The 26,180-nt window shown below is 65.9% G+C and carries 23 protein-coding genes; 9 read left to right on the top strand and 14 right to left on the bottom strand.

The annotated features are described in order from the left end of the window. Positions 1-6 precede the first annotated feature (6 nt). The gene (locus AB4Y40_RS02910; protein ID WP_254314094.1) at positions 7-1,017 is read left to right on the top strand and encodes an inorganic phosphate transporter; all 1,011 of its coding nucleotides are present in this window, start codon (positions 7-9) and stop codon (positions 1,015-1,017) included. A gap of 69 nt (positions 1,018-1,086) precedes the next feature. Here AB4Y40_RS02910 and AB4Y40_RS02905 read toward each other — a convergent pair whose 3' ends face one another. From AB4Y40_RS02905 to AB4Y40_RS02850, 12 genes are all read right to left on the bottom strand, one after another. After that, a complete protein-coding gene (locus AB4Y40_RS02905) occupies positions 1,087-1,893 on the bottom strand; it encodes an SDR family oxidoreductase (protein WP_368686379.1) in 807 nt (268 codons plus the stop codon). A 136-nt stretch (positions 1,894-2,029) separates the two neighbouring features. Next, positions 2,030-3,142 (bottom strand): NlpC/P60 family protein, encoded by a 1,113-nt coding sequence (locus AB4Y40_RS02900; protein WP_368686378.1) that lies wholly within the window; start codon positions 3,140-3,142, stop codon positions 2,030-2,032. Between the two features lie 234 nt (positions 3,143-3,376). Next, entirely contained in the window at positions 3,377-5,218 is a 1,842-nt protein-coding gene (locus AB4Y40_RS02895; RefSeq protein WP_368686377.1) for a PhoH family protein, read from the bottom strand. Positions 5,219-5,617: 399 nt separating this feature from the next. After that, positions 5,618-6,079 (bottom strand): peroxiredoxin, encoded by a 462-nt coding sequence (locus tag AB4Y40_RS02890; protein WP_368686707.1) that lies wholly within the window; start codon positions 6,077-6,079, stop codon positions 5,618-5,620. Between the two features lie 146 nt (positions 6,080-6,225). Further along, on the bottom strand, positions 6,226-7,122 hold the full coding sequence (locus AB4Y40_RS02885; RefSeq protein WP_028204907.1) for a polysaccharide deacetylase family protein: 897 nt from the start codon (positions 7,120-7,122) through the stop codon (positions 6,226-6,228). Positions 7,123-7,146: 24 nt separating this feature from the next. Then, positions 7,147-8,196: a bifunctional UDP-4-keto-pentose/UDP-xylose synthase gene (locus AB4Y40_RS02880; RefSeq protein WP_368686376.1), complete on the bottom strand. Its 1,050-nt coding sequence runs from the start codon at positions 8,194-8,196 to the stop codon at positions 7,147-7,149. Next, the gene (locus AB4Y40_RS02875; RefSeq protein WP_368686375.1) at positions 8,193-9,149 is read right to left on the bottom strand and encodes a formyltransferase; all 957 of its coding nucleotides are present in this window, start codon (positions 9,147-9,149) and stop codon (positions 8,193-8,195) included. The genes AB4Y40_RS02880 and AB4Y40_RS02875 overlap by 4 nt, the downstream gene beginning before the upstream one ends. Beyond that, positions 9,146-10,252 (bottom strand): glycosyltransferase, encoded by a 1,107-nt coding sequence (locus AB4Y40_RS02870; protein WP_368686374.1) that lies wholly within the window; start codon positions 10,250-10,252, stop codon positions 9,146-9,148. The genes AB4Y40_RS02875 and AB4Y40_RS02870 overlap by 4 nt, the downstream gene beginning before the upstream one ends. 189 nt (positions 10,253-10,441) lie before the next feature. Next, complete coding sequence (locus AB4Y40_RS02865; protein WP_368686373.1) at positions 10,442-11,605, bottom strand: DegT/DnrJ/EryC1/StrS family aminotransferase; 1,164 nt, start codon at positions 11,603-11,605, stop codon at positions 10,442-10,444. 143 nt (positions 11,606-11,748) lie between these two features. Then, positions 11,749-12,120, bottom strand: coding sequence for an SMR family transporter (locus tag AB4Y40_RS02860; protein ID WP_368686372.1), 372 nt, complete (start codon positions 12,118-12,120; stop codon positions 11,749-11,751). Between the two features lie 128 nt (positions 12,121-12,248). Then, positions 12,249-13,940 (bottom strand): glycosyltransferase family 39 protein, encoded by a 1,692-nt coding sequence (locus tag AB4Y40_RS02855; protein ID WP_368686371.1) that lies wholly within the window; start codon positions 13,938-13,940, stop codon positions 12,249-12,251. A 161-nt stretch (positions 13,941-14,101) separates the two neighbouring features. Beyond that, a complete protein-coding gene (locus AB4Y40_RS02850) occupies positions 14,102-14,476 on the bottom strand; it encodes an Mth938-like domain-containing protein (RefSeq protein ID WP_342920479.1) in 375 nt (124 codons plus the stop codon). Positions 14,477-15,011: 535 nt separating this feature from the next. Between AB4Y40_RS02850 and AB4Y40_RS02845 the strand changes: the two genes are divergently transcribed. The 6 genes from AB4Y40_RS02845 to AB4Y40_RS02820 all read left to right on the top strand — a co-directional run bounded on the left by AB4Y40_RS02845 (position 15,012) and on the right by AB4Y40_RS02820 (position 21,390). After that, entirely contained in the window at positions 15,012-16,250 is a 1,239-nt protein-coding gene (locus tag AB4Y40_RS02845) for a pyridoxal phosphate-dependent aminotransferase (RefSeq protein WP_069267526.1), read from the top strand. 49 nt (positions 16,251-16,299) lie between these two features. Continuing rightward, positions 16,300-17,631, top strand: coding sequence for a homoserine dehydrogenase (locus AB4Y40_RS02840; RefSeq protein WP_368686370.1), 1,332 nt, complete (start codon positions 16,300-16,302; stop codon positions 17,629-17,631). Between the two features lie 10 nt (positions 17,632-17,641). Beyond that, positions 17,642-19,093, top strand: coding sequence for a threonine synthase (thrC, locus tag AB4Y40_RS02835; protein WP_368686369.1), 1,452 nt, complete (start codon positions 17,642-17,644; stop codon positions 19,091-19,093). Positions 19,094-19,390: 297 nt separating this feature from the next. Beyond that, positions 19,391-20,617 (top strand): gephyrin-like molybdotransferase Glp, encoded by a 1,227-nt coding sequence (glp, locus tag AB4Y40_RS02830; protein WP_368686706.1) that lies wholly within the window; start codon positions 19,391-19,393, stop codon positions 20,615-20,617. A 13-nt stretch (positions 20,618-20,630) separates the two neighbouring features. Further along, the gene (gene moaD, locus AB4Y40_RS02825; protein ID WP_254314079.1) at positions 20,631-20,888 is read left to right on the top strand and encodes a molybdopterin converting factor subunit 1; all 258 of its coding nucleotides are present in this window, start codon (positions 20,631-20,633) and stop codon (positions 20,886-20,888) included. A gap of 19 nt (positions 20,889-20,907) precedes the next feature. Next, a complete protein-coding gene (locus AB4Y40_RS02820) occupies positions 20,908-21,390 on the top strand; it encodes a molybdenum cofactor biosynthesis protein MoaE (protein WP_368686368.1) in 483 nt (160 codons plus the stop codon). 100 nt (positions 21,391-21,490) lie between these two features. Here AB4Y40_RS02820 and AB4Y40_RS02815 read toward each other — a convergent pair whose 3' ends face one another. Further along, entirely contained in the window at positions 21,491-22,051 is a 561-nt protein-coding gene (locus tag AB4Y40_RS02815; RefSeq protein ID WP_368686367.1) for a group III truncated hemoglobin, read from the bottom strand. Positions 22,052-22,261: 210 nt separating this feature from the next. Between AB4Y40_RS02815 and AB4Y40_RS02810 the strand changes: the two genes are divergently transcribed. Together AB4Y40_RS02810 and clpB are read left to right on the top strand one after the other, a co-directional pair. Next, complete coding sequence (locus AB4Y40_RS02810; protein ID WP_342920473.1) at positions 22,262-22,762, top strand: Rrf2 family transcriptional regulator; 501 nt, start codon at positions 22,262-22,264, stop codon at positions 22,760-22,762. A gap of 239 nt (positions 22,763-23,001) precedes the next feature. Continuing rightward, on the top strand, positions 23,002-25,599 hold the full coding sequence (gene clpB / locus AB4Y40_RS02805) for an ATP-dependent chaperone ClpB (protein ID WP_368686366.1): 2,598 nt from the start codon (positions 23,002-23,004) through the stop codon (positions 25,597-25,599). A gap of 121 nt (positions 25,600-25,720) precedes the next feature. On the opposite strand, the gene AB4Y40_RS02800 is transcribed toward clpB, so the two are convergent. Continuing rightward, positions 25,721-26,161: a YidB family protein gene (locus AB4Y40_RS02800; RefSeq protein WP_342920471.1), complete on the bottom strand. Its 441-nt coding sequence runs from the start codon at positions 26,159-26,161 to the stop codon at positions 25,721-25,723. Positions 26,162-26,180: the final 19 nt, after the last annotated feature.

Genomic DNA, 26,180 nt, shown 5'->3' with positions numbered 1-26,180 from the left:
ACAGCGATGCAATCGATACAACTCGCTCTCTGGGCGGTCGCGACGCTGGTCGCCATCGCTCTCGTCTTCGACTTCATGAACGGTTTTCACGACGCGGCGAATTCCATCGCCACGGTCGTGTCCACGGGTGTCCTGAAGCCGCAGCAGGCGGTGGCCTTCGCCGCCATGTTCAACGTGATCGCCTATTTCGTGTTCCACCTGAAGGTGGCGCAGACGGTAGGCAAGGGCACCATCGACCCCGATATCGTCGACCACTACGTGGTGTTCGGCGCGTTGATGGGCGCGATCGGCTGGAACGTGCTCACCTGGTACTACGGCATTCCGTCGAGTTCGTCGCACGCGCTGATCGGCGGTCTCGTGGGCGCGGCGCTCGCGAAGTCGGGCTGGGCCTCGCTCAACTTCGACGGCCTCATGAAGACCGTGGCGTTCATCTTCATTTCGCCGCTGCTCGGTTTCGTGCTGGGTTCGTTCTTCATGCTCACGGTGTCGTGGCTGTACTTCCGCACGCCGCCCAGCAAGGTCGACCGGCGCTTCCGGCGCCTGCAGCTGCTTTCTGCGAGCCTCTATAGCCTCGGCCACGGCGGCAACGACGCGCAGAAGACCATCGGCATCATCTGGATGCTGCTGATCGCAACGGGCTACTCGGCGATCGGCTCGGACGCGCCGCCCATCTGGGTGATCGGCGGCTGCTATCTGTCGATGGGGCTCGGCACGTTGTTCGGCGGCTGGCGCATCGTGCGCACGATGGGCCAGAAGATCACGAAGCTCAAGCCGGTGGGCGGTTTCTGTGCGGAGGCGGGCGGGGCGCTCACGCTCTTCACGGCTTCGTCGCTGGGTATTCCCGTTTCGACGACGCACACGATCACGGGCGCGATTGTCGGCGTTGGCGCGACGCAGAAGCTCAGCGCGGTGCGCTGGGGCGTGGCGGGCAACATCGTCTGGGCCTGGGTGCTGACCATACCGGCTTCGGCCACGCTGGCCGCGGCCGCGTGGTGGCTCGGTCACCGCTTCATGTAAAACCTGCGGCGCCTTCGGGCGCCGCAGTGCTTTTAAGGCCTCGCCCGCACGCTGGCGGGCGCTTCAGATTTAGATCAGCGGCGTGCTCGCCCCATCCATCGGAATGAGCGCGCCGGTGACGTAGCTCGCGCGGCGGCTCGCGAGGAAGAGCGCCACATCGGCGATTTCCTCCGGCTTCGCGTAGCGCCCGAGCGGCACCTTCGATTCGCCGCTCGCCAAGGCCTCCTGTGGGCCGACGCCCGTGCGTTGCGCCTCCAGCTGAACGGCCTCCTGCAGCCGTTCCGTGAGCGTGGCGCCGGGGTTGATTGCATTGATGCGGATGCCGTAGCGCGCGTGGTAATGCGCGAGGCCCACGGTCGCGAGCATCAGCGCCGCGTTGGCCGCGCCGCCCGCGATATGGATGTCGCTCGCGAACTTGCCACCCATGCCGATGATATTGACGATCGCCCCGGGCTCCATGCTCTCGCCCGACTTGATCCGCTGCACCATGCGGCGCAGCACCTCCTGCTGCGGGTAGATGTAGGGGAAATATTTCGCCTCCATCGTGGCCCTGAACGCGTCCGCATCGAGCGTTTCCGGGTCGTAGCGGCGTGCCGCGCCCGCGCTGTTGACGAGGATATCGATGGGGCCGACCGCGGTGGAGACTTCCTCGACCACGTCGGCGGCGCTGTGCGCTTCGTGCAGGTCCGCGCGCGTGAGGTGCACGTGCAGGCCAACGCTCGCCAGCTGCTCGCGGGCGCGCGCGAGATTGGCGGGGTCGCGCGAGACGATCGCCACGCGGGCGCCTTCCTGCGCAAAGGCGCGCGCGCAGGCAAGGCCAATGCCCTTGCTGCCGCCCGTCACGAGTACCACCTTCTTGCTGAGTCCAAGATCCATCGTCGCCTCGCTGCGCGAAAGTATGAAAAACGGTCCCAAAACGATAGCAGAGGCGCGGGGCGCCGCAAACCGCTGGAAGCATGCTTGGTCGTCCGGCCGGGGGCAACAGGCCGCTCGGCGACGCGGCGGCGCCGCTTCAGTCGCCGCCGTTGGCAAAGCGCGCGATGGGGTCGTCGCTGGACTGGGTCGGGGCGGGCGCGGCCGGGCCGGCTGTCGAGGCGCGCATGATCTGCGCGCCACCCGCGGCCGGCGACGCCGCCTGGATCGGCGTCGAGCCCACCTGGCCGGCCTGGCGCGCCGCTGCGCTTGCCGTGGGCGGCGGGGGCTCGAAGGCGTCGGCGGCGGCGTCGATGGCGTCGCGCGGGGCGCTGGCGGCGGGGCTGGCAGCGTATGAAGGCGTGTTGTTGCCGGGCGCAACCGCGGGTGCGAGCGCGCCCGCGTCGCGTGCCTGCGTCTGCGCCGCGCCGAGCGAGGCGGGCGGCGGCTCGAATGCGTCGGCCGGGGATGCCGTCTGCGTGGTGGCCGGCGTTGCCGCATAGACCGGCTGCGGTGCCGCGACGATGTGGTTCTGGCTTGCGGCCACGGCTCGCGGCGCGGGCTGCGCCGCCGCAGCCGGCGCGACGCTGGCCATTGCGGCAGTCGGTGGCGCGGCGTTCGCACCAGGCATGCGTTCAGGCGGCGCAGACGCTTCCCAGGTCGGCGTCTCGAACGGCGTGCGTTTGGGCGGCGCCATGCGGCGGATGCCGTCGAAGCGCCTGGCCCAGTAGGGGTTGGTCAGATAGTCGAGACGCACCGTGCCGCCCGTCGAAGGCGCGTTGACGAAGCGCAGGTTGCCGACGTAGATCCCGACGTGCGAATGCGGCCGCCCCGTCGTATTGAAGAACACGAGGTCGCCGGCGGCAATCTCGTCGGGCTCGATCGTTTCGCCGCGCATACTCATGTCGGCCGTGGTGCGGGGCAAGTCCACCGAGGCCGAGCGTGCAAGCACGTATTTGACGAGACCGCTGCAATCGAAGCCGCTATCGGGCGTATTGCCGCCCCAGCGATACGGAATGCCGACGAGGCCCATCGCCTGGATCGAGATTTCCTCGCGGCCCACGCTGTGATCGACGAAATTGGGAAAGCCCGGCGGCTTGGTGCGCCACGCGTTTTCGCTGGAAGAGGAGCCGCTGCGCGATACCTTTTGCGGCGCGCTGGAGCACGCGGCAAGCAGGACTGCGATCAGAAGCGGAAGCCAGAGTCGACGCATGAAACGGAGGTGGCGCACGCAACGCGTGCGCCATGGGGAAAACGGGTCATGGGCGGATGGTAGCCCGCCCGTCACGGCTTCCGCAACAATTCTTCACAACTTACTTGAAGTTCGTGCGCCAACTGTTGTGCCTGGGGGACGCCCGGGCAATAAAAAAGGACCGTATCCGGTGCCCCGGATACGGTCCTCGCCATCTGCACGGGCGCCCGCGAAAGGCGGCGCCCAGCGAATGGATTACAGGATATCGGACGCGTAATCGGCAAGCCGCGAGCGTTCGCCGCGTGCGAGCGTCACGTGGCCGCTGTGCGCCCAGCCCTTGAAGCGGTCCACCACGTAGGTGAGGCCGGAGCTGCCTTCGGTCAGATACGGCGTGTCGATCTGCGCGATGTTGCCGAGACACACGATCTTCGTGCCTGGACCCGCGCGCGTGACGAGCGTCTTCATCTGCTTTGGCGTGAGGTTCTGCGCCTCGTCGATGATCAGATACTTGTCCACGAACGTGCGGCCGCGCATGAAGTTCATGCTCTTGACCTTCAGGCGCGAGCGGATCAGCTCCTGGGTCGCGGCGCGGCCCCATTCGCCGGCGGCGTCATCGGTCTTCTGGAGCACTTCGAGGTTGTCGTCGAAGGCGCCCATCCACGGCTGCATCTTTTCCTCTTCGGTGCCCGGCAGGAAGCCGATGTCCTCGCCGACCGGCACGGTCGCGCGCGTGACGATGATCTCGTTGTAGCGCTTCTCGTCGAGCACCTGCGCGAGGCCCGCCGCGAGCGCGACGAGCGTCTTGCCCGTGCCGGCCTGGCCGAGCAGCGTGACGAAGTCGATCTCCGGGTTCATCAGCAGGTTCAGCGCGAAGTTCTGCTCGCGGTTGCGCGCCGTGATGCCCCACACGTTGTTCTTGTGGTGGCCATAGTCGCGCAGCGTCTGCAGGAGCGCCGTCTTGCCGTTGAGTTCGCGCACGATCGCATGGAACGCCGGTTCGCCGTTCTGCGGCTCGAGATAGACGAACTCGTTCACGAGCATCGACAGGCACTCGGGACCCGTCACGCGGTAATACGTCGTGCCGGTCTTGGTGTCCTGCCAGGACTCCATGCCCTTGGCGTGCTTCGACCAGAAGTCCTGCTGGAGCGCGCGCACGCCCGAGTAGAGCAGGTCCTTGTCTTCGAGAACCTGGTCGTTGAAGTAGTCTTCCGCGGGCAGGCCGAGCGCATGGGCCTTGATGCGCATGTTGATGTCTTTCGACACCAGCACGACGAGGCGGTCCGGCCGGTCGCGCTGCAGCGCGCGCACCACGCCGAGGATCTGGTTATCGGCCTTGCCCTGGGGCAGGCCGTCGACCGGATCGATATGCGTGAGCGTGGTCTGGAAGTACAGGCGCCCAAGCGCCTCGCGGCTGCCGAGGCGGCCGAGCGAAATGCCTTCCGAGATCGGGCCCGCGTTGGCGACCAGCTGGTCGAGCGTGCGGCTCACCTGGCGCGCGTTGCGCGCCACTTCCGACATGCCCTTCTTGTGGTTGTCGAGTTCTTCCAACGTCATCATCGGCAGATAGACGTCGTGTTCCTCGAAACGGAACAGGCAGGTCGGGTCGTGCATCAGCACGTTCGTGTCGAGCACGAAGAGCTTCTGAACTTCGGTGCTCTCTTCTGGATGCAAGCGTTTTTTCGCGCCGGCGCGCGCGGCGGGCGCAGCAGCGCCGCCGGAGGCTTTGGCCGAGGCGGGTTTGCCGCCGCGCGCCACGGGCGTCTCGTCAGCTTCGATGCGTGCCTCGAGAGGCTGCAGCAGCGCGGCCGCGACTTGCTTGCTGTTGTTGCGCTTGTTGCGCGCGGGCGCGGGTGCGACCGGTTCGAGCGCGGCCAGTTCGGCGCTGGCGCTCGAAAGCGGCACCGTGCGCAAGGTGGTCGCGGCGTTGGCGGCCTGCGTCATCGGCTCGGCGACACTGCCGGGGCCGTATTCTGCAACGTCGGCCGCGTCGTTCTCGCTCGCGGCCTTGCGTGTGCTGCGCGTCGTGCGGGCACGCGCCTTGTATTCTTCGGGCGGCAGCAGGTTGCCGAGCTTGCTGGGGGGAGTAGGCAAAGGCATGGTGTCCCTCGAAAAAATCGGGTCGAGTGGTCGCGGGGTTACCCAGTAAGGCGCGCTTTCGGGCGGTGCGTGCGGGTGCCGGGTAGGCCTCCGCCGTTACTGCGCAAGGTGCGCGCTCAGGTCAGAAAATGCCGGTTCGCCTGGTTTTCGATCAGCTCCTTGACGGTTGCGCGCGCCGGGTCGCAAAGCCGGCACGAACAGGGGGAAAAGCGGGAGAGAACAGCATCGAACAAACAAAAAAGCCGCCGCCCCGGATGACGAGGCAAGCGGCTTCACTTCGGTGTTGTCCCGTTGCCTCGGATACGCACTTCCGGTCATTCCATGACCGGCTGCGAAACCGCCGCAACGCGACGTAAAAAGGGTTGGACAGGGACTCATTGCAGCCCAATATAACGCTCCTCAAAGCGCTTGTACAGCCTCCAGAACTTCCTCGACATGGCCCGGGACCTTGATGCCGCGCCACTCCTGGCGCAGCACGCCGGTCGCGTCGATCAGGAAGGTCGAGCGTTCGATCCCTCGTACCTCTTTGCCATACATTTTCTTCAATTTGATGACGTCGAAGAGCGTGCACAGCGCTTCGTCGGCATCCGATACCAAGGTAAACGGCAGTTCGAGCTTGGCCTTGAAGTTATCGTGCGAGCGCACGCTGTCGCGCGACACGCCCACGATCTGCGCGCCGGCCTTTTTGAACTTCGGAGAGAGGTCGCGGAACTGCAGGCCTTCGGTCGTGCAGCCCGGCGTGTTGTCTTTCGGATAGAAGTACAGCACCACCTTGCTGCCCTTCAGGCTCGACAGCGTGAAGTCGCCGCCGGTAGCGGGGGCGGTGAAGTCGGGAACGGGGTGGTCGACTGCGATGGTCACGTCAGGCACGTGGCTCTCCCTTTGTTATTGGCTGGCGTTGCCGCAGCGCGCGGCGCCGGTTCGCCGGAACGGCGTGCCGCCCGCGGCGGGGGGTGTTGCGCGGGCGTGGGTCCTGGCAGGCACTGAGCGGCGCGCGGGCGGCGGATTCAGTCGGGCTGAACGATCAGCTGGCCGGAGCGGCCGGCGATCTCGCCCCAGGTGACAGGGTACGATGGCAGCGAATCCGGGTCCAGCGTCGCATGGTAGTCGCCCATCGTGGCAAACGTGTGGCCTTGCGCGCGCCAGCCGGCGAGCAGCTGCTCGAACACCGGGGCGAGCTTTTGGCCTTCGAGTTCGGCGTGCAGCGTGAAGACCTGGTCGTGCGGGTTGTTTTCGGTGCGCTTGAGCATCCAGGCGGCGACCGTATCGGTATCGACGCCATCCACGCCGAGCACCTCGTCGAGCGTGGGCAGCGTGGTGGGCATCTGCACGTGGTTCAGCGTGCGGCCCGCCACCACCGGACGGTAGGGCGAATGACCGCGCCCGTCGGAGGCGTAGCGCATGCCCCACGTGTCGATCTGCTCGAAGGCGGCCTCGTTCATCTGCCAGCCCGCCGCGCCGTGCGTGACGGGCGGCGTGCCGAAGATGCGCGTGAAGCGGTCGTGGCTCTTCTGCATCTGGCGCGCGGTCCACTGCGCGTCACGCTTGCGCACGTTGTCCTGCCAGTACACGTGATCCCACGTATGGATGCCGCACTCGAAGCCGGCTTCGTGAATCGCGCGCATTTCAGCAGCGGCTTCCACGCCGATGTCGGGGCCCGGCAGCAGCACGCCGTACATCAGCTGCTTGACGCCGTAGTGTTCGACCACCGAGGTGCGCGAGACCTTCTTGAGAAAGCCCGGCCGCAGCACGCGGCGCAGCGCCCAGCCCGTGTGATCGGGGCCGAGGCTGAACAGGAACGTGGCGCGCGCCTTGTAGCGGTCGAAGATGCGCGCGAGGTTCGGCACGCCTTCGCGCGTGCCGCGCAGCGTGTCGACGTCGATTTTCAGGACGATGCGAGCCAAGAGGCGGGGACCTTTCTCTGATGCTTAGTGTTGCTCGACGAGCGCACGCGCTTCGGCGACGTGGCCGCGGTACGCTTCGAAGATCTTGCGCAGCGCTTCGTCGAAGGTCGACTTCGGCGCCCAGCCGAGTTCCTGCTTCGTGTTGTCGATCTTCGGCACGCGATTCTGCACGTCCTGATAGCCCGCGCCGTAGTACGCGCCCGACGACGTTTCGACGAGCTGCACCTTCTTCGCCGTTTCCGCGTACTCCGGGAATTCGGCGGCGAGCGCGAGCATCTTGTGCGCGAGCTCGCGCACCGAGAAGTTGTTGGTCGGGTTGCCGATGTTGTAGATCTTGCCCGTGGCGACGCCGTCCTTGTTCTCGATGATCTTCATGAGCGCTTCGATGCCGTCGTCGATGTCGGTGAACGCGCGCTTTTGCGCGCCGCCATCCACGAGGCTGATGTTCTCGCCGCGCACGATGTGGCCGAGGAACTGCGTCACGACGCGCGACGAACCTTCCTTCGGCGTGTAGATCGAGTCGAGGCCCGGGCCGATCCAGTTGAACGGACGGAACAGCGTGAAGTTCAGGCCTTCCATGCCGTAGCCCCAGATCACGCGGTCCATCAGCTGCTTCGAGCACGCGTAGATCCAGCGCGGCTTGTTGATCGGGCCGTAGGTCAGCGCCGACGCGTCCGGGTCGAACTGCTCGTCCGAGCACATGCCATAGACTTCCGAGGTCGACGGGAAGACGAGGTGCTTGCGGTACTTCACGGCCGAACGCACGATCGGCAGGTTCGCTTCGAAGTCGAGCTCGAACACGCGCAGCGGCTGCTGCACGTAGGTGGCGGGCGTCGCGATGGCGACCAGCGGCAGGATCACGTCGCACTTCTTGACGTGATACTCGACCCACTCCTTGTTGATCGTGATGTCGCCTTCGAAGAAGTGCATCCGCTCATGCTTGACGAGGTCGCCGAGGCGATCCGTCTGCATGTCCATGCCGAACACTTCCCAGTTCGTGTTTTCGAGGATGCGCTTGGAGAGGTGGTGGCCGATAAAGCCGTTCACACCCAGGATCAGAACTTTTTTGGTCATGGACGGGGGACAGATGAAATGAGTTCGGAGAACGCGGCAGGGCTGACGACGGTCTCTTGACCATCGTGCTGGTGCCGCAGTTCGTGGATCGCGATGGCGCGTGCGTCGCCGCAGACGGCGAAAAACGCATTATCGCTTACGTGGATGCCGGCGGGCAATCCGGCGAGGGGGCGGACCCTTTCGGCGTCTTGCGAGCCGGGGCGCACGAGACGCGCGCGGGCAATCACGAAACGCTCGTTGCCGATGTCGGTGAACGCGCCCGGATAGGGCGGCGCAACGGCGCGGATCAGGTTGTACACGTGCTGCGCGCTCTCGCCGAAGTCGATGCGGCCGTCTTCCGGCTTGCGCCCGCCGTAGTAGCTGCCCTTCGTGAGATCGTTCGGCAGATGCGGCGCTTCGCCCGCGATCAGCGCGGGCAGCACCCGCCAGAGCGTCTGCTCGGCGGCGACCGTCACCTTGTCGAAGACCTGCGCGGCGGTGTCGTCGGGCAGGATCGGCACCGGGGTCTGCGCGACGATCGCGCCCGCGTCGGGCTTCGCGCCCATTTCGTGCAGCGTGGCGCCCGTTTCGGTTTCGCCGTTGAGCACGGCCCAGTTCGTGGGTACGCGGCCGCGGTATTTCGGCAGCAGCGAGCCGTGCACGTTGTACGCGCCGCGCCCGGCGAGCGCGAGCAGGTCCACGGGCAGCATGTGCCGGTAGTAGAACGAGAAGATGAAGTCCGGGCGCGCCGCGGAAACGGCCGCGCGCAGCTCGGCGCTCTTCGGGTCGGCGGGCGTGACGACCTCGATGCCATGCTCCTCGGCCACCGACTTCACGCTGCCGAACCAGATGTTTTCGGTCGGGCTGTCTTCATGCGTGACGACGAGCGCCACGTCGACGCCGCCCGCGAGCAACACCTGCAGACAGCGCACGCCCACGTTGTGATACGCGAAGACAACGGCGCGCGGTTTCATTGGCCAGCTCCTTCGTTGGCCGGGTTCGTGGTGGCCGGCCGTGCAACCGTACCGGCCGTTCGCGTGGGTTCAGCCGGCTGCGCGAAGGCGGCGGCCTGCATGAAATCCTGGCGCGGCGTATCGACGACGGCGCGGCCATTACGCTCCTCGAGGATCGTCTGGATCAGGTAACGCGGACGCGCGCGCACCTGCTGGTAGATGCGGCCGATGTACTCGCCGAGCAGACCGAGCGCGAAGATGATCACGCCGAGCAGGAAGAACGTGATGGCGAAGAGCGTGAACACGCCTTGCACTTCCGCGCCGAGGATGAAGCGGCGGATCAGCAGCAGCAGGAAGAGGCCTGCCGAGCCGAGCGAGAGGATCACGCCGATGAACGAGAGCCACTGCAGCGGCACGACGGAGAAGCCCGTCACGAGGTCGAAATTCAGGCGAATCAGGCTGTAGAGCGAGTACTTCGATTCGCCCGCGAAGCGCTCTTCGTGCGCCACCTCGACCTCGACCGGGTTCTGCGAGAACGTGTAGGCGAGCGCCGGAATGAAGGTGTTGATTTCGCCGCAGCGGTTGATCGTGTCGATGATGCGGCGGTTGTACGCGCGCAGCATGCAGCCCTGGTCGGTCATCTTGATGCGCGTGATGCGCTCGCGCAGACGGTTCATCGCCTGCGAGGCCTTGCGCCGCCAGAGGCTGTCCTGGCGCTGCTTGCGGATGGTGCCGACGTAGTCGTAGCCCTCGCGCATCTTCTCGACGAGCTTGCCGATTTCCTCGGGCGGATTCTGCAGGTCGGCGTCGAGCGTGATGACGATCTCCCCGCGGGCCTGCTCGAAGCCCGCGAGAATCGCCATGTGCTGGCCGTAGTTGCCGTTGAGCAGGATCGCGCGCGTGGTATCGGGCCGCGCGCGGAACTGCTCCGCGAGCATCGCGGCCGAGCGGTCGCGGCTGCCGTCGTTGATGAAGATCACTTCGTACGAGGTGCCGAGCTTGTCGAGCGCCGGATACAGGCGCGCGAACAGCGCGGGAAGGCCAGCTTCCTCGTTGTAGACCGGAATGATGACCGAGACTTCCGGCGTGTCCGGGGTCAAGGTGCCTTGTTCCGTTTGACTCATGTGTGCGTCGATTCCGTTATTGGATGCTTCGGTTTGCTGCATGCGCAAATCGGCGGCGCGTGCGCTGCGCCGTCCGCCTGCGTTTCCCCTGTGTCGACCCGAATTGGCGCTTTGGCGCTGGCTCGGGTCCCATGCCCGTCGAGGCGGCGGTATCCCGTCCCCGACTTCCGTTACTGCCTGTCTTGCCAACTACTTCGCAAATTTCGCGCAAATCTCGTTCACCGCGCTGCACACGCGCCCCACGTCGGCTTCGGTCATCTGCGTGAAGAGCGGCAGCGTAACCGTGCTCGCGCCGAAGCGCTCCGCGTGCGGGAACATGCCCGCCCTGAAACCACGCTCGCGGTAGAGCGTGAAGAGGTGGATGGCCGGGTAATGCACGCCCGAGCCGATGCCGCGCTCCTTGAGTTCGCCCATGAAACCGGCGCGGTCGATCGCGAGCTGGTCGAGGGGTAGCGTGATCTGGAACATGTGCCAGTTGCTGTTGGCGAAATCGGCGAGCGGCAGGCCGACGCCGAGCTTAACCGCCGCGCCGCCTTCGAAGCCCGCGAAGTAAGCCCGCGCAAGCTCGCGGCGCTGCCGGATGAAGCGCTCGATGTGCTTGAGCTGGCCAAGGCCGACGCGCGCCGCCACATCCGTGAGATTGTACTTGCCGCCGAGCACGTCGCAGTCCATGCCGTCGAAGCCCGTGCGCGTAATGCCCTGGAGGCGGTACTTCTGTGCGAGCACGGCTTCGGCTTCGTCGTTGAGGACGAGCGCGCCGCCTTCGATCGACGTGAGGTTCTTGTTGGCGTGGAAGCTGAACGAGACGATGTCGCCGATCGCGCCGATACGCTTGCCGTTCCAGCTCGAACCGAACGCCTGCGCGGCGTCCTCGATCACACGCAGCTTGTGCTGGCGGGCGATCGCGTAGAGCCGGTCCATGTCGACGGGCAGGCCCGAGAGGAAGACCGGGATGATCGCTTTGGTCTTCGGCGTGATGGCGGCTTCGAGCTTGTCGAGGTCGATGTTGCGCGTGACGGGATCGATGTCGGCGAACACGGGCGTCGCGCCGACTTCATAGACCACATTGCTGGTCGCGACCCACGAGGCGGGCGTGGTGATGACTTCGTCGCCGGGACCCACGCCGGCAAGGCGCAAACCGATTTCGAGCGTCGCCGTGCCCGAGTTGAAGGTGCGCACGGGACGGCCGCCGCAGTATTCGGAGAGCGCCGCTTCGAACGCCTGGTTCTGCGGGCCGGTCGTGATCCACCCCGAGCGCAGCACGTCGGCGACGCCCTGGATGGTTTCCTCGTCGATTTCGGGACGCACGAACGGCAGGAACGGAAGGGGCGACTGCGGGGATGACTGGGTCATGAGTGCTTTGCTCTTTGCTCGTCAGAAAGTGGGGCCGGGCAGCAAGGCCGCCGCGGCGCATCTTACGAAATGCTTATATGGGCGCAATATGCTGCGCTGCAAGCGGCCTCGCCACGCGCGCCAGAAACGCGCGCCGCGGCGCGTCAGCTGCGCGCCAGCACGAACACGCCGATCAGGATGATGCCGATACCCACGAGCCGCTGCACGCTCAGCACCTCGCCGAACAGATACCACGCCGCGAACGCGTTGACCACGTAGCCGAGCGAGAGCATCGGGTAGGCGATCGAGACGTCCACGCGCGAGAGCCCGACGATCCACACGACCACGCTGAACACGTAGCAGGTGAGGCCGCCGAGAATCGGCACTTGCGTCGCGAGCTTCACGCCAATGGGCAAGATGTTCGCACGGCTGAATTCGAAGTGTCCAACGGCATTGACACCCGCTTTCAGCAACAGTTGCGCGCATGCGTTGAGGCCGACGCCGGCGAGGATGCAGATGAGGGAAATCGGATTCATCGGAAAGGGTGGTTCAACGGGTTATCGGGTTGGGGCGGGAGCCGGGCCACGCCGCGCAGGCCGGCCCGCGTAGGCCGAGCCGGCGCGGCCCGATTATCGCCCATGCGTCATTCGGGGCCAGGAAGCACTCAGGATTGCGGCTTTTCAACGATCACGCGCCGCGCGTCGCGGGCGATCACCTGCATCGGCAGGCCCTGCGCGGCCAGTTCTTCGTAACGCTTCACGGGAATCAGCGCGAGCGCATAGCGGTCGGCCTTCCAGCGCGCCTCCCAGTCGGCAATGGTCGGCACCCATTTTTGCGGTTCCTCGGAGATGCCGAAGGCCAGTTCGTCGGTGACTTCGACCATCGTCATCGTATGGCGCACGTAGAAGGGCAGGGTGTGGTCGAGTACGCCCACCGAGTAGAACGGCGTGTCGGGCGGCAGCTTCGCGATGGCGGCGCGCACCGCGGGCGCGAGCGGCGCGCCGGAACTCAGGGTGCCGAACACGTCGTGGCCCGTGCCCGCAATGGTCGCGAGCAGCAGCCACGCCGTGCCGAGCGCGAGCACCGGTGCGCGCGCGCCGGTTTCGGGCGTGCGCTTCGCGCGGTTCAGGCGCAGGCCGACCATGGTGACGACGAAGGCCACCGCGGCCGCGGCGAACACCCAGACCTGGAACTCCCGGTAGAGCGCGTTCGGATTGCGCGCGTCGCCGAGCCGCGTGAGCACGAACGAGCCCGCCATCAGCACGACGGCAAACAGCGCGTAGCCCGCGAGATGCTTGTTCCACTGGGCGCGCGTCATGACCGGCAGATACATGCCGATGATGAGCGCCACGGGCGGCGCGATCGGCAGGACGTAGGAGACGAGCTTGGAGTGTGAGGCGCTGAAGAACAGGAAAATGAACACCGTCCACACGATCATCAGCGTGACGGGCGAGAAACCGTTAGGCTGACGCGGCGCGCGCAGCGCATGGCGCACGCTCTGCACGCTGACCGAAAGCCACGGCAGGAAGCCCACCAGCATGACCGGCACGAAGTAGTAGAACGGGCCGGGGCGGTTCTGCGCGGGCGTGAGGTAGCGCTGGAACTGCTGGACGATGAAGAAGAAGTTGAAGAACTCGGGATTGCGCTGCTGCACGAGGATGAACCACGGCGACACGATCGCGAAGAACACGATCAGGCCGCTCACGAGATAGAGGCGCTTCCAGAGCGCCCAGTCCCGCGAAATCGCCGTATAGAGCACCAGCACGGCGCCTGGCAGGATCAGGCCGACGAGGCCCTTGGACAGCACCGCCATCGCCATGGCCGCCCAGCACAGCCACATCCACAGGCGCGCGTTCGCTTTGGGCAGGCTCGGACGCTGCGCGAGCAGCAGGGCGCACAGCGAGAGCTGCATCCAGAACGACAGGCCCATGTCGAGCGTGTTGAAGTGGCCCATCAGGTTCCAGTACGGCGCGCAGGCGAGCACGACCGCGGCGAAGAAGCCCGTGGCGGCGTTGAACACGCGCGCGCCGGTGAAGCCGATCAGCAGCACGCCCGCGAAGCCGGTGAGCGCCGTGTACAGGCGCGCCTGCCACTCGCCGATGCCGAACCACGCGAACGTGAGCGCGTTCATCCAGGTTTGCAGCGGCGGCTTTTCGAAGTACTTGTAGTCGTTGTAGCGCGGCGTGATCCAGTCGCCGCTCGCGAGCATTTCGCGCGCCATTTCGGCGTAGCGTCCTTCGTCGCTCGGCAGCAGGTGGCGCCAGCCGAGCGGCAGGAACCAGATCACGGCGAGGGCGAGGATCAGGAGCAGGATCGTGCTGCGCTTGAGCGGTAGCCTCGATGGCGTATCGTTCATGGGTTTCAGCCTGTTCTTGTTGCAGTCGTTGCGGTCGGGGTGCGAAGCGTGCGCGCTGGCCGCGCGCGGTGTGCGGGCCAGGTCCGGAGCACGCGCTACGCACGCGGCGCGCAAGTGTACTACGCCGCCGCGCGGCGACCTGATGGCAAGCTTAAGGCGCGTCAGCTTTCGATCAGAAGCGCGGCCGCCACGCGGCGGCCTTCGGCCATGAGGATGTTGTAGGTGCGGCAGGCGGCCTTGAAGTCCATTGCCTCCACGCCGATGCGCTTCGCGGCCAGCGCCGCGGTCAGGCGCGGATGCGGAAAGCGCAGCCGCTCTCCGCTGCCGAACACGACCACTTCGGGGTTCAGCGGGAGCAGCAGCTCGAAGAGCTCGGGCGTGAGGGCGTCGAACGACTGCACCGGCCAGGGGGTGACCGGCGCTTCTGGCATCACGATGATGCTGCCCGTATGGCGTTCGAGGTTCACTTCGACGTAGTCGGCGCCGTAACCGGTCACGGTGTTCAGCGCGGCGCTGGAGTCCTGGTGTAGTTTCAAAACGGGGTTCCGGGGTAAGGGCAGGTCGGGTGCGCAAGCGAGAGGGCGCATATCCTGTGCCGACGCCGGCCTCGGCGCGAACCGCCTTGCAGCCCGCCGTGTCACCCGCTTCGCGACCCGCCTCCTGGCCGATTGCGCATTGCGGAAGTTGGTCAAAATCCGCTAAATTATAGCTTTTTAGCCGCCGCTGCGGCGGCGCCCGCGGGTAGACCGCGCCGGCAGGCCGCTACGCGCGCCATCCGCGCATCGGGCGAGGGCAGCCACAAGCTGCCGGGGCGGTTTTGGGGAAGTCGGGTTGGCCACCAGCGTACGCTTTGCGAAGCGTCGCGCGTGCGCCCGGCGCTCCCTTCGCAATCGTGCACGGCTTTTGTCCCGCCGGGGGCGCCCTCCGGCCCCCTTGCCTGTCCTGTCCGCCAAGGCGCCATCCGCCGGCCGGTCAACGGCATTTCAGCCTGTTCCAGCCCTTTTACCGCGTCTTACTCGCCGCTGACGCCCTGACTGATTCTCTGACCGCTTCTCTGACCGATAGCCCGCCGTGAAACCGATTCTCAAATCCAACAAGCTGCAGAACGTTTGCTACGACATCCGCGGGCCGGTGCTCGAGCACGCGAAGCGCCTCGAAGAAGAAGGCCATCGCATCATCAAGCTGAACATCGGCAATCTTGCGCCGTTCGGTTTCGACGCGCCCGACGAGGTCATTCAGGACATGATCCTGAACCTGCCGGGCTCCTCGGGGTATTCGGATTCGAAGGGTGTGTTCGCCGCGCGCAAGGCGATCATGCATTACGCGCAGCAAAAGGGCATCAAGGGCGTCGAGCTCGACGACATCTACATCGGCAACGGCGCGTCCGAACTGATCGTCATGGCCATGCAGGCGCTCCTGAACGACGGCGACGAAGTGCTGCTGCCCGCGCCCGACTATCCGCTGTGGACGGCGGCGGTGAGCCTCTCGGGCGGCACGCCCGTGCACTACATCTGCGACGAGTCGAACGCGTGGATGCCCGACCTCGACGACATCCGCTCGAAGATCACGCCGAACACGCGCGCGATCGTCGTCATCAACCCGAACAACCCGACCGGCGCGCTTTATTCTGACGACCTGCTGCGCGGGCTCGTGGCGATCGCGCGCGAGCACGGCCTGATCCTGTTCGCCGACGAGGTCTACGACAAGATCATCTACGACGGCAAGACGCACACGGCGCTCGGCTCGCTCTCGGAAGACGTGATCACCGTCACGCTCAACAGCCTGTCGAAGAGCTATCGCGCGTGCGGCTACCGCGCGGGCTGGATGTTCCTCTCGGGCATGACGGGGGAAAACCGCCGCCGCTCGAAGGACTACACGGAAGGTCTCGGCATTCTCGCCTCGATGCGCCTGTGCGCGAACGTGCCGGGCCAGTACGCGATCCAGACGGCGCTGGGCGGCTACCAGAGCATCAACGAGCTGATCCAGCCGGGCGGGCGCCTGTATCGCCAGCGCGAACTCGCGTACAACATGCTCACGGCCATTCCCGGCGTGACCTGCGTGAAGCCCGAGGCAGCGCTCTACATGTTCCCGCGCCTCGACCCGAAGCTCTATCCGATCGAGAACGACCAGCAGTTCATCCTCGATCTGCTGCTGCAGGAGCGCGTGCTGCTCGTGCAGGGCACGGGCTTCAACTGGAAGCAGCCGGACCACTTCCGCGTGGTGTTCCTGCCGAACGTCGACGACCTGACCGATTCGATCAACCGCATCGCGCGCTTCCTCGACGGTTATCGTCAGCGGCACGGCACCTGAGCCAGTCACACGCATTCCCTTTTCAAACACTTGGACGAACACACGCTGCATGGATCCGATCAAAGTAGGTCTCTTGGGCTTCGGCACGGTGGGCAGCGGCACCTTCACGGTACTGCGCCGCAACCAGGAAGAAATCAAACGCCGCGCGGGCCGCGGCATCGAGGTGGCGCGCATTGCCGTGCGCAACCCGGCCAAGGCCACGACGGCGCTCGGCAGTGAAGCCGGCAGCGTCGACCTGACGACCGACTTCAACGCCGTGGTCGACGATCCCTCGATTTCGATCGTCGCCGAAATGATCGGCGGCACGACGCTCGCCAGGGATCTCGTGCTGCGCGCGATTGCCAATGGCAAGCATGTCGTCACGGCGAACAAGGCGCTGCTGGCGGTGCACGGCACCGAGATCTTCGAAGCGGCGCGCGCCAAGGGCGTGATGGTCGCGTTCGAGGCGGCCGTGGCGGGCGGCATCCCCATCATCAAGGCGCTGCGCGAAGGCCTCACGGCCAACCGCATCCAGTACATCGCCGGCATCATCAACGGCACGACCAACTACATCCTCTCGGAAATGCGCGAGCGCGGGCTCGACTTCGCGACCGCATTGAAAGCCGCGCAGGAACTGGGCTACGCCGAAGCCGATCCGACCTTCGACATCGAAGGTGTGGACGCCGCGCACAAGGCGACGATCATGAGCGCGATCGCGTTCGGCGTGCCCGTGCAGTTCGACAAGGCGTACGTGGAAGGCATCAGCAAGCTCGACGCCATCGACATCAAGTACGCGGAAGAGCTGGGCTATCGCATCAAGCTGCTCGGCATCGCGCGCCGCACCGAGCGCGGCATCGAGCTGCGCACGCATCCCACGCTGATTCCGGCCAAGCGCCTGCTCGCCAACGTGGAAGGTGCGATGAACGCGGTGGTCGTGCATGGCGACGCGGTGGGCACGACGCTGTACTACGGCAAGGGCGCGGGTGCGGAGCCGACGGCCTCCGCCGTGGTGGCCGATCTCGTCGATGTGACGCGTCTGCACACGGCCGACCCCGAGCACCGCGTGCCGCATCTGGCATTCCAGCCGGACAGCCTCTCGAACACGCCGATCCTGCCGATCGACGAAGTCACGAGCGGCTACTACCTGCGCCTGCGCGTGGCGGACCAGACCGGCGTGATGGCGGCCATCACGCGCATCCTGGCGGACAGCGGCATCTCGATCGACGCGCTGCTGCAAAAGGAAGCGGAGCAGGTCGACGCGCAAGGCAAGGCGGAAACCGACATCATCCTGATCACCCACGAGACGATCGAGAAGAACGTCAACGCGGCGATCGCGCAGATCGAGAAGCTCGCGACGGTGAAGTCGCAGGTCACGAAGCTGCGCATGGAAGGACTGAACTAAGGCAAGGGCTATGAATTACGTATCTACGCGCGGCGCGGGCGCCGGCGAGCATCATTCGTTTTCCGACATCCTGCTGGGCGGCCTCGCGCGCGACGGCGGCCTGTATCTGCCGGCCGAGTATCCGCAGATCAGCAAGGAAGAACTGGCGCGCTGGCGCGGCCTTTCGTACGCGGATCTCGCGTTCGAGATCCTCTCGAAGTTCGCCGGCGACATTCCCGCCGACGACCTGCGCGAGATCGCGCGCCGCACCTACACGGGCGAGACCTACCGCAACGTGCGCCATGGCGAAGACGCGAGCAAGATCACGCCGCTCACCACGCTTGGCGAGGAAAACGGCGCGCAGCTCTCGCTGCTCGAACTCTCGAACGGTCCGACGCTCGCGTTCAAGGACATGGCGATGCAGCTGCTCGGCAACCTGTTCGAGTACGCGCTCGCGAAGGCCGGCCAGGAGCTGAACATTCTCGGCGCGACCTCGGGCGACACCGGCAGCGCGGCGGAATACGCGATGCGCGGCAAGAAGGGCGTGCGCGTGTTCATGCTTTCGCCGCACAGGAAGATGAGCGCGTTCCAGACGGCGCAGATGTTCAGCCTGCAGGACCCGAACATCTTCAATCTGGCTGTTGAAGGCGTGTTCGACGACTGCCAGGACATCGTCAAGGCGGTTTCGAACGACCACGCGTTCAAGGCGCAGCAGAAGATCGGCACGGTCAATTCGATCAACTGGGCGCGCGTCGTGGCGCAGGTCGTGTACTACTTTGCCGGCTACTTCGCGGCGACGAAGTCGAACGACGAGCGCGTTTCGTTCACGGTGCCCTCGGGCAACTTCGGCAACGTATGCGCGGGCCATATCGCGCGCATGATGGGCCTGCCGATCGAAAAGCTCGTGGTCGCGACCAACGAGAACGACGTGCTCGACGAGTTCTTCCGCACCGGCATTTATCGCGTGCGCGGCTCGGCCGAGACGTATCACACGACGAGCCCGAGCATGGACATCTCGAAGGCGTCGAATTTCGAGCGCTTCGTGTACGACTTGCTGGGCCGCGATCCGGCGCGCGTGACGCAGCTGTTCCGCGACGTCGAGGAGAAGGGCGGCTTCGATCTCGTGGCGAGCGGCGACTTCGTGCGCGTGCAGCAGTTCGGCTTCGTTTCGGGCCGCAGCAGCCACGACGACCGCATCGCCACGATTCGCGACATCTACTCGCGCTACCAGACGATGATCGACACCCATACGGCCGACGGCGTGAAGGTCGCCCGCGAACACCTGCAGCCCGGTGTGCCGATGATCGTGCTCGAAACCGCGCAGCCGGTGAAGTTCGGCGAGACGATTCGCGAAGCGCTGGACCGCGAGCCGGAGCGTCCGGCGGCGTTCGAAGGCCTCGAGGCGCTGCCGCAGCGCTTCGAAGTCGTGCCGGCCGACGCCCAGCGCGTGAAGGACTATATCGCCGCTCATACGGCGGACTGATCGACGCAGCCGGGGCCGGATCGGTTCGCGGTCCCGGCGTGTCGACATCGCCTCAGCTTTTACGCGGCGGCGGGTTGCCCGAACCCGTCCGCTGCATCACTTCAGCCGATCGTGCGCATGCGCAGGCATCGCGCGCCAGGGATATCCACGGCATAAGGCACAGCGCGCCGGTCGCGCCGCTACAATAACGGCAGACCAACCGCTGCTGGCGGCCCCGCCGCCAAGTCCGAGACGACCTCGATGTCCACGCCTACGTCCCCGTCTTCCGCTGCGCCGGCGCCCGCGCCGCGCGCGTCGATGCTCTCCACCGCCGACGCCCTCGCCGCGCTGCTTGCCGCGGCGCAGCCGCTCGCCGGCGCCGAAACGATTTCGACGTTCGACGCGCTGAACCGCGTGCTCGCCGTAGACGTCGTTTCGCCGCTCGACGTGCCGCCGATGCATACGAGCGCAATGGACGGCTACGCGGTGCGCGTGGCCGATCTCGCGCAAGGCAGCCGCCGTCTGCCGGTTTCCCAGCGCATTCCCGCGGGTCACGCGCCACAGCCGCTCGCGGCGGGCACGGCGGCGCGCATCTTCACGGGCGCGACGGTGCCGCCGGGCGCGGACGCCGTGGTGATGCAGGAGCAGACCGAGGCCGCGGAAGGCGCCGTTACTTTTCTGCACACGCCCAAGGCGGGCGAATGGATCACGGCGCAGGGCGCCGATATCCGCAAGAACACGGTGATCCTGCCGGCGGGCACGCGCCTCACGCCGGCGGCGCTCGGGCTCGCGGCGTCGGTCGGGTGCGCCACGCTCACCGTCGTGCGCCGCGTGAAGGTCGCGGTGTTCTTCACCGGCGACGAGCTGACGATGCCGGGCGAGCCGCTCAAGCCCGGCGCGATCTACAACTCGAACCGCTTCACGCTCACGGGCCTCTTGCGCAACCTCGGCTGCGAAGTCACCGACTACGGCATCGTGCCGGACCAGCTCGACGTCACACGCGCGACGCTGCGCGAGGCGGCCGCCGCCCACGACCTCATCCTCACCTCGGGCGGCATCTCGGTCGGCGAGGAGGATCACGTGCGGCCTGCCGTCGAGGCCGAAGGCCGCATCAACCTGTGGCAGATCGCCATGAAGCCGGGCAAGCCGCTCGCGTTCGGCGCAGTGCGTCGGGCGCAAGGGGCGACGAACGCGGGAACCGGCGAGGCGTTCTTCATCGGGCTGCCGGGCAACCCGGTGTCGAGTTTCGTCACCTTTCTGTTGTTCGTGCGTCCGTTCCTGCTGCGGCTTGCGGGCGCGACGCAGGTGAGCCCGCGCGCGCTCTCGCTGCGTGCCGATTTCACCCAGGCGAAGAGCGACCGCCGCAACGAATTCCTGCGCGCGCGCGTGAACCCGGCTGGCGGTCTCGACCTGTTCCCGAACCAGAGTTCGGCGGTTCTCACCTCCACGGTCTGGGGCGACGGTCTCATCGACAATCCGCCCAATCATGTGATCAGCGCCGGCGAGACCGTGCGCTTTATTCCGTTCACCGAATTGCTGTACTGAAAAGCCTCGAGCGATGAAGATCCAGTTGAAATTTTTTGCCAGTGTGCGCGAGGCGCTTGGCGTCGCGGACGAAACGGTCACGCTGCCGGACGGCATCGCGACGGTCGGCGACGTGCGCGGCTGGCTGCGTGCGCGTGGCGGTGTCTGGGCCGAGACGCTGGCGGAAGGCCGCGCGCTGCGCATGGCCTGCAATCACGTGATGACGGATCCGCGCACGCGCATCACCGAGGGCTGCGAAGTGGCGTTTTTCCCGCCGGTGACGGGCGGCTGAGCGTCACAGGAGACTCACGATGCCCGTGCGCGTACAAACGGAAGATTTCGACCTCACCGCCGAGGTGGCGCAGCTGCGTGCGCGCAATCCGGCGATCGGCGCGGTGGCGTGCTTCGTCGGCACGGTGCGCGATCTGAACGATGGCAGCACGATCGCCTCGCTCGAACTCGAGCACTATCCGGGCATGACCGAGAAGGCGCTGGAGGCGATCGTCGCCGAAGCGCAGCGGCGCTGGGCGGGCATCGAGGTGCTGATCGTACACAGGGTGGGCAAGCTCGAGCCGCTCGACCAGATCGTGCTGGTCGCGACCACCTCGAAGCATCGCGGCGACGCGTTCGCGTCCTGCGAGTTCGTGATGGATTACCTCAAGACCGAGGCGCCGTTCTGGAAGAAGGAAGAGACGGAGCAGGGCGCGCGCTGGGTCGATGCACGCGAGAGCGACGATACGGCGCTGGCGCGCTGGGGTGTGGCGTCGGGGAACGCTTCGCGGGAATCCAGCTAGGTGCTCGTCCGCCGGGGTGAAGGGACAGATGTAGTTCACCGCCGCCCCCTTGTAACGCAACTAACTGCCTATTTCCGCGCCGCCCTGAAAGCAGATGCGCTCACTCTGCCGGCGTGCTCTCGTCGGCATCCATCTGGCGGCCAATGAAACGGGCCGGAAACGGCTCGCCGGTCGGGCGCGTAGGCAAGTCGTGGCCGTGGCTGGCGGGGCGCCTGCGCGGCGCTACGCGATCGAGAAGGGCCTGTTGCTCGGGCGGAATCGTGTAGTCCCAGCCAAAGCGGCTCAGTTGCAGGCTTTGCGCAATCCGCAACGCGGGTTCCATGAACTGCACCGCCGCCGCGGGCTCGTAGCGAGCCTGAACCGTATCGAGGAAAAGATAGAGCCAGCGGCTGAAATGCTGCGGTTCGACGCCGGGCACCGGATCGTGCGCCTGCTGCACGTTGCCGCGGTAGCTTTTGGTGCCGAGCACGAGACTCGACCAGAAGCGGCACATTTTCGGCAGATGTTCGTCCCAGCGCCCGGCGAGCACGCCGTCGAACACCGGTCCGAGCATGGCGTCGTCGCGCACGCGGTCGTAGAACGCGTAGACGAGTTCGCGGAGGTTCTCTTCAGTCGGCTGGGCGTGCAGCGTGGCAGCGGGGCGGGTGTCGGGGCGAGTCATTTGGGGCCTGGGTGATACCTGGGGTGCCTGGAGTGTAGTCGGCGGCGGGGCGCCGGCACGGTGCGACAGTGAGCCGCATGCAAGCTGCCAGGCACTGCGAAGCGTCCATCGAAGTGACAATCATACCCAGTCCAGGCAAAACCTGCATGCTACCTGCATGTTATTGTGTGGGTTTCTGTCACCCGCACCACCTCTGTCATTGCGACCGCCATGAGACTGACCGACTACACCGACTATTCGTTGCGCGTGATGCTGTATCTCGCGCTGCGTCGCGACAGCCTGGCCACGATCCAGGAGATCTCGGACGCCTACGGCGTATCGAAGAATCATCTGATGAAAGTCGTGCAGCGCCTTGGCGAGCTTGGCTGGGTCGACACCGTCCGCGGGCGCAATGGCGGCTTGCGGCTCGCGCCTGCATCGCTCGAGCTGAGCGTTGGCGCGGTCGTCCGTGAGACGGAAAGTGACTTCTCGCTGGTCGGCTGCTTTCCGGACGAGCATGGCGACCGGCGCAGCTGCGTCATCGAGCCGCAGTGCCGGCTCAAGCACGCACTGGCGGCGGCGCGCGATGCGTTTCTCGCGGAACTCGACCGCCATACCATCGGCGAGCTGGCGCAGCCGGCAGGCGAACTGACCGGGCTGCTCGGCCTCGCGCCAATCCAGTTCATGCCGCGCGCGCAGGCAGCGCGCTCCGCGTCTTCACGCGAGCATTGAAGGACGCGTCGGCGTCACCTCTTCGTTTTTCATCTCCCCGAGCCGCGGCGCTTTGCCTCGCGCGGCTGCGGCCGCCTCGCATTCTTTCCCCGTTTTCTCACGCCGCGGCAGGGGTTGCCGATGGCCGCCGCCTGCGCTTGAATCGCAGAAATCGGAAAAAATGACGCCAGAGCGCTTGAAACCGGCGCGTCCCCCCTCAAATTTGGTGACAGTCTAGAAATCTGGAGGTCTCGCATCAAATGAGAATCGACAAACTCACCACCAAGTTCCAGGAAGCCATCGCCGACGCGCAAAGCCTCGCGGTGGGCCACGATAACCAGTACATCGAACCCGTTCACCTGCTGGCTGCGCTCGTCGCGCAGCAGGACGGCTCCGCGCGCTCGCTCATGTCGCGTGCGGGCGTGCAGGTCCAGGCGCTGCAGAACGCGCTGAACGACGCCATCAACCGCTTGCCGCAGGTGCAGGGCACCGACGGCAACGTGCAGATCGGCCGCGAGCTCACGGGTCTGCTCAATCAGGCCGACAAGGAAGCGCAGAAGCTCAACGACACCTATATCGCGAGCGAGATGTTCCTGCTCGCTGTTTCCGAAGACAGGGGCGAAGCGGGTCGTCTCGCGCGCCAGCACGGCCTGACGCGCAAGTCGCTCGAAGCCGCGATCGTCGCGGTGCGCGGCGGCGCGCAGGTGCACAGCCAGGACGCCGAGAGCCAGCGCGAAGCGCTCAAGAAGTACACCGTCGATCTGACCGAGCGCGCGCGGTCGGGCAAGCTCGACCCCGTGATCGGCCGTGACGACGAAATCCGCCGCTCGATCCAGATCCTGCAACGCCGCACCAAGAACAATCCGGTGCTGATCGGCGAACCGGGCGTGGGCAAGACGGCCATCGTCGAAGGCCTCGCGCAGCGCATCGTCAACGGCGAAGTGCCCGAGACGCTCAAGGGCAAGCGCGTGCTCTCGCTCGACATGGCCGCGTTGCTCGCGGGCGCGAAATATCGCGGCGAGTTCGAGGAACGCCTGAAGGCCGTGCTCAACGACATCGCCAAGGACGAAGGCCAGACCATTGTCTTCATCGACGAAATTCACACGATGGTCGGCGCGGGCAAGGCCGAAGGCGCGCTGGACGCGGGCAACATGCTCAAGCCGGCGCTGTCGCGCGGCGAGCTGCACTGCATCGGCGCGACGACGCTCGACGAATATCGCAAGTACATCGAAAAGGACGCCGCGCTCGAACGCCGCTTCCAGAAAGTGCTCGTCGATGAACCGTCGGTCGAGGCGACCATCGCGATCCTGCGCGGCCTGAAGGAGAAGTACGAGCTGCACCACGGCGTGGAAATCACCGATCCGGCTATCGTCGCGGCGGCGGAGCTCTCGCATCGCTACATCACCGACCGTTTCCTGCCGGACAAGGCCATCGACCTGATCGACGAAGCGGCTTCGAAGATCAAGATGGAAATCGATTCGAAGCCCGAAGCGATGGACAAGCTCGATCGCCGCCTGATCCAGCTGAAGATCGAGCGCGAGGCCGTCAAGAAGGAGAAGGACGAAGCGTCGCAAAAGCGTCTGCAGCTGATCGAGGAAGAGATCGACCGGCTGAGCCTCGAATATAAGGACCTCGAAGAGATCTGGACCACCGAGAAGGCCGCGGTGCAGGGCGGCGCGCAGATCAAGGAAGAGATCGACCGGGTGCGCGCGGAGATCAATCGCTTCCAGCGCGAAGGCAAGCTCGAAAAGGTCGCGGAACTGCAGTACGGCAAGTTGCCGGAACTCGAAGCGCAGCTCAAGCAGGTGACGCTCGCCGAGGCGAACGAGCAGAACAACCCCACGCGTTTGCGCCTGCTGCGCACGCTCGTGGGCGCCGAGGAAATTGCGGAAGTCGTGTCGCGTTCGACCGGCATTCCTGTTTCGCGCATGATGCAGGGCGAGCGCGAAAAGCTGCTGCAGATCGAAGAGAAACTGCACGAGCGCGTGATCGGTCAGGACGAGGCCATTACCGCCGTGGCCGACGCGATTCGCCGCTCGCGCGCCGGCCTCTCGGACCCGAACCGGCCGTACGGCTCGTTCCTGTTCCTCGGGCCGACGGGGGTGGGCAAGACCGAGCTGTGCAAGGCGCTGGCGGGCTTCCTGTTCGATTCGGAAGATCACCTCATCCGCATCGACATGAGCGAGTTCATGGAGAAACACAGCGTGGCGCGTTTGATCGGCGCGCCGCCGGGATACGTGGGCTACGAAGAGGGCGGCTATCTGACCGAGGCCGTGCGTCGCAAGCCGTATAGCGTGATCCTGCTCGACGAAGTCGAGAAGGCGCACCCGGACGTGTTCAACGTGCTGCTGCAGGTGCTCGACGACGGCCGCATGACCGATGGCCAGGGCCGCACCGTCGACTTCAAGAACACCGTGATCGTGATGACGTCGAACCTCGGTTCGCACCTCATTCAGGCGATGGCGGGTGAGCCTCAGGAAGCCGTGAAGGACGCCGTGTGGAACGAAGTGAAGCAGCAGTTCCGCCCCGAGTTCCTGAACCGGATCGACGAGGTCGTCGTGTTCCATGCGCTCGATCGCTCGAATATCGAGTCGATTGCGAAGATCCAGTTGCAGCGTCTGCGCGAGCGTCTGGAGAAGCTCGACATGGAACTCATGGTGTCGGACGAGGCGCTGGGCCAGATCGCCAAGGTCGGTTACGATCCGCTGTTCGGCGCACGGCCGCTCAAGCGCGCGATCCAGCAGGAGATTGAGAACCCGGTCGCCAAGCTGATCCTCGCGGGCAAGTTCGGGCCGAAGGACGTGATTCCGGTCGGCGTGCACGACGGCAAGTTCGTGTTCGAGCGCGTGGTGCACTAAGGCGAGTCGCCGGACTCGGGTGAGACGCGTGCCGGCAGGCGCGCGCCGAGCCGAAACGAAAAGGGCAGCGGAGTGATCCGCTGCCCTTTTTTCATGCCTGTAAAGAAGCGCTAACGGGCGCTTACGCCTGCTTGTTGCCGCCGCCGAACAGCGACGCCAGCCCGCCAAGCGTGCCGAGCACGCTCTCGGCGTTGATCTGGCCGCCTTGCGGCACTTCGCCGTTCGGCGTGCCCGCGTTGACCACGTGCGGCAGCACCTGAGCGAGCAGGCCGCTCACCTGGTCGGGCTGCATGCCGACCTTCTGGGCGAGACCCGAGACGACGTCCGAGCCGAGCACGTTGTGCAGTTGATCCGCCGAAACAGGCTGGTTCTCGCCGTTGCCGACCCACGACTGCACGATGTCGCCGAGGCCGCCTTGCTGGAACTTCTCGATGAGGCCGTTCAGCCCGCCGGGCTGGTTGTTGACGAACTCCATCGCCGCAGCGAGGAGCTGGGCCTGGCCGCCGCCTTGCTGTTGCGACTGCGAACCGAGCAGGGAACCGAGGGTATCTAGCAGACTCATGACGATCTCTCTGGGTGAT

The sequence above is a fragment of the Paraburkholderia sp. EG287B genome, assembly GCF_040965595.1.
Classification (GTDB): domain Bacteria; phylum Pseudomonadota; class Gammaproteobacteria; order Burkholderiales; family Burkholderiaceae; genus Paraburkholderia.
Note: the sequence above shows the minus strand (reverse complement) of the source record. Positions and strands in the feature narration are given on the sequence as shown.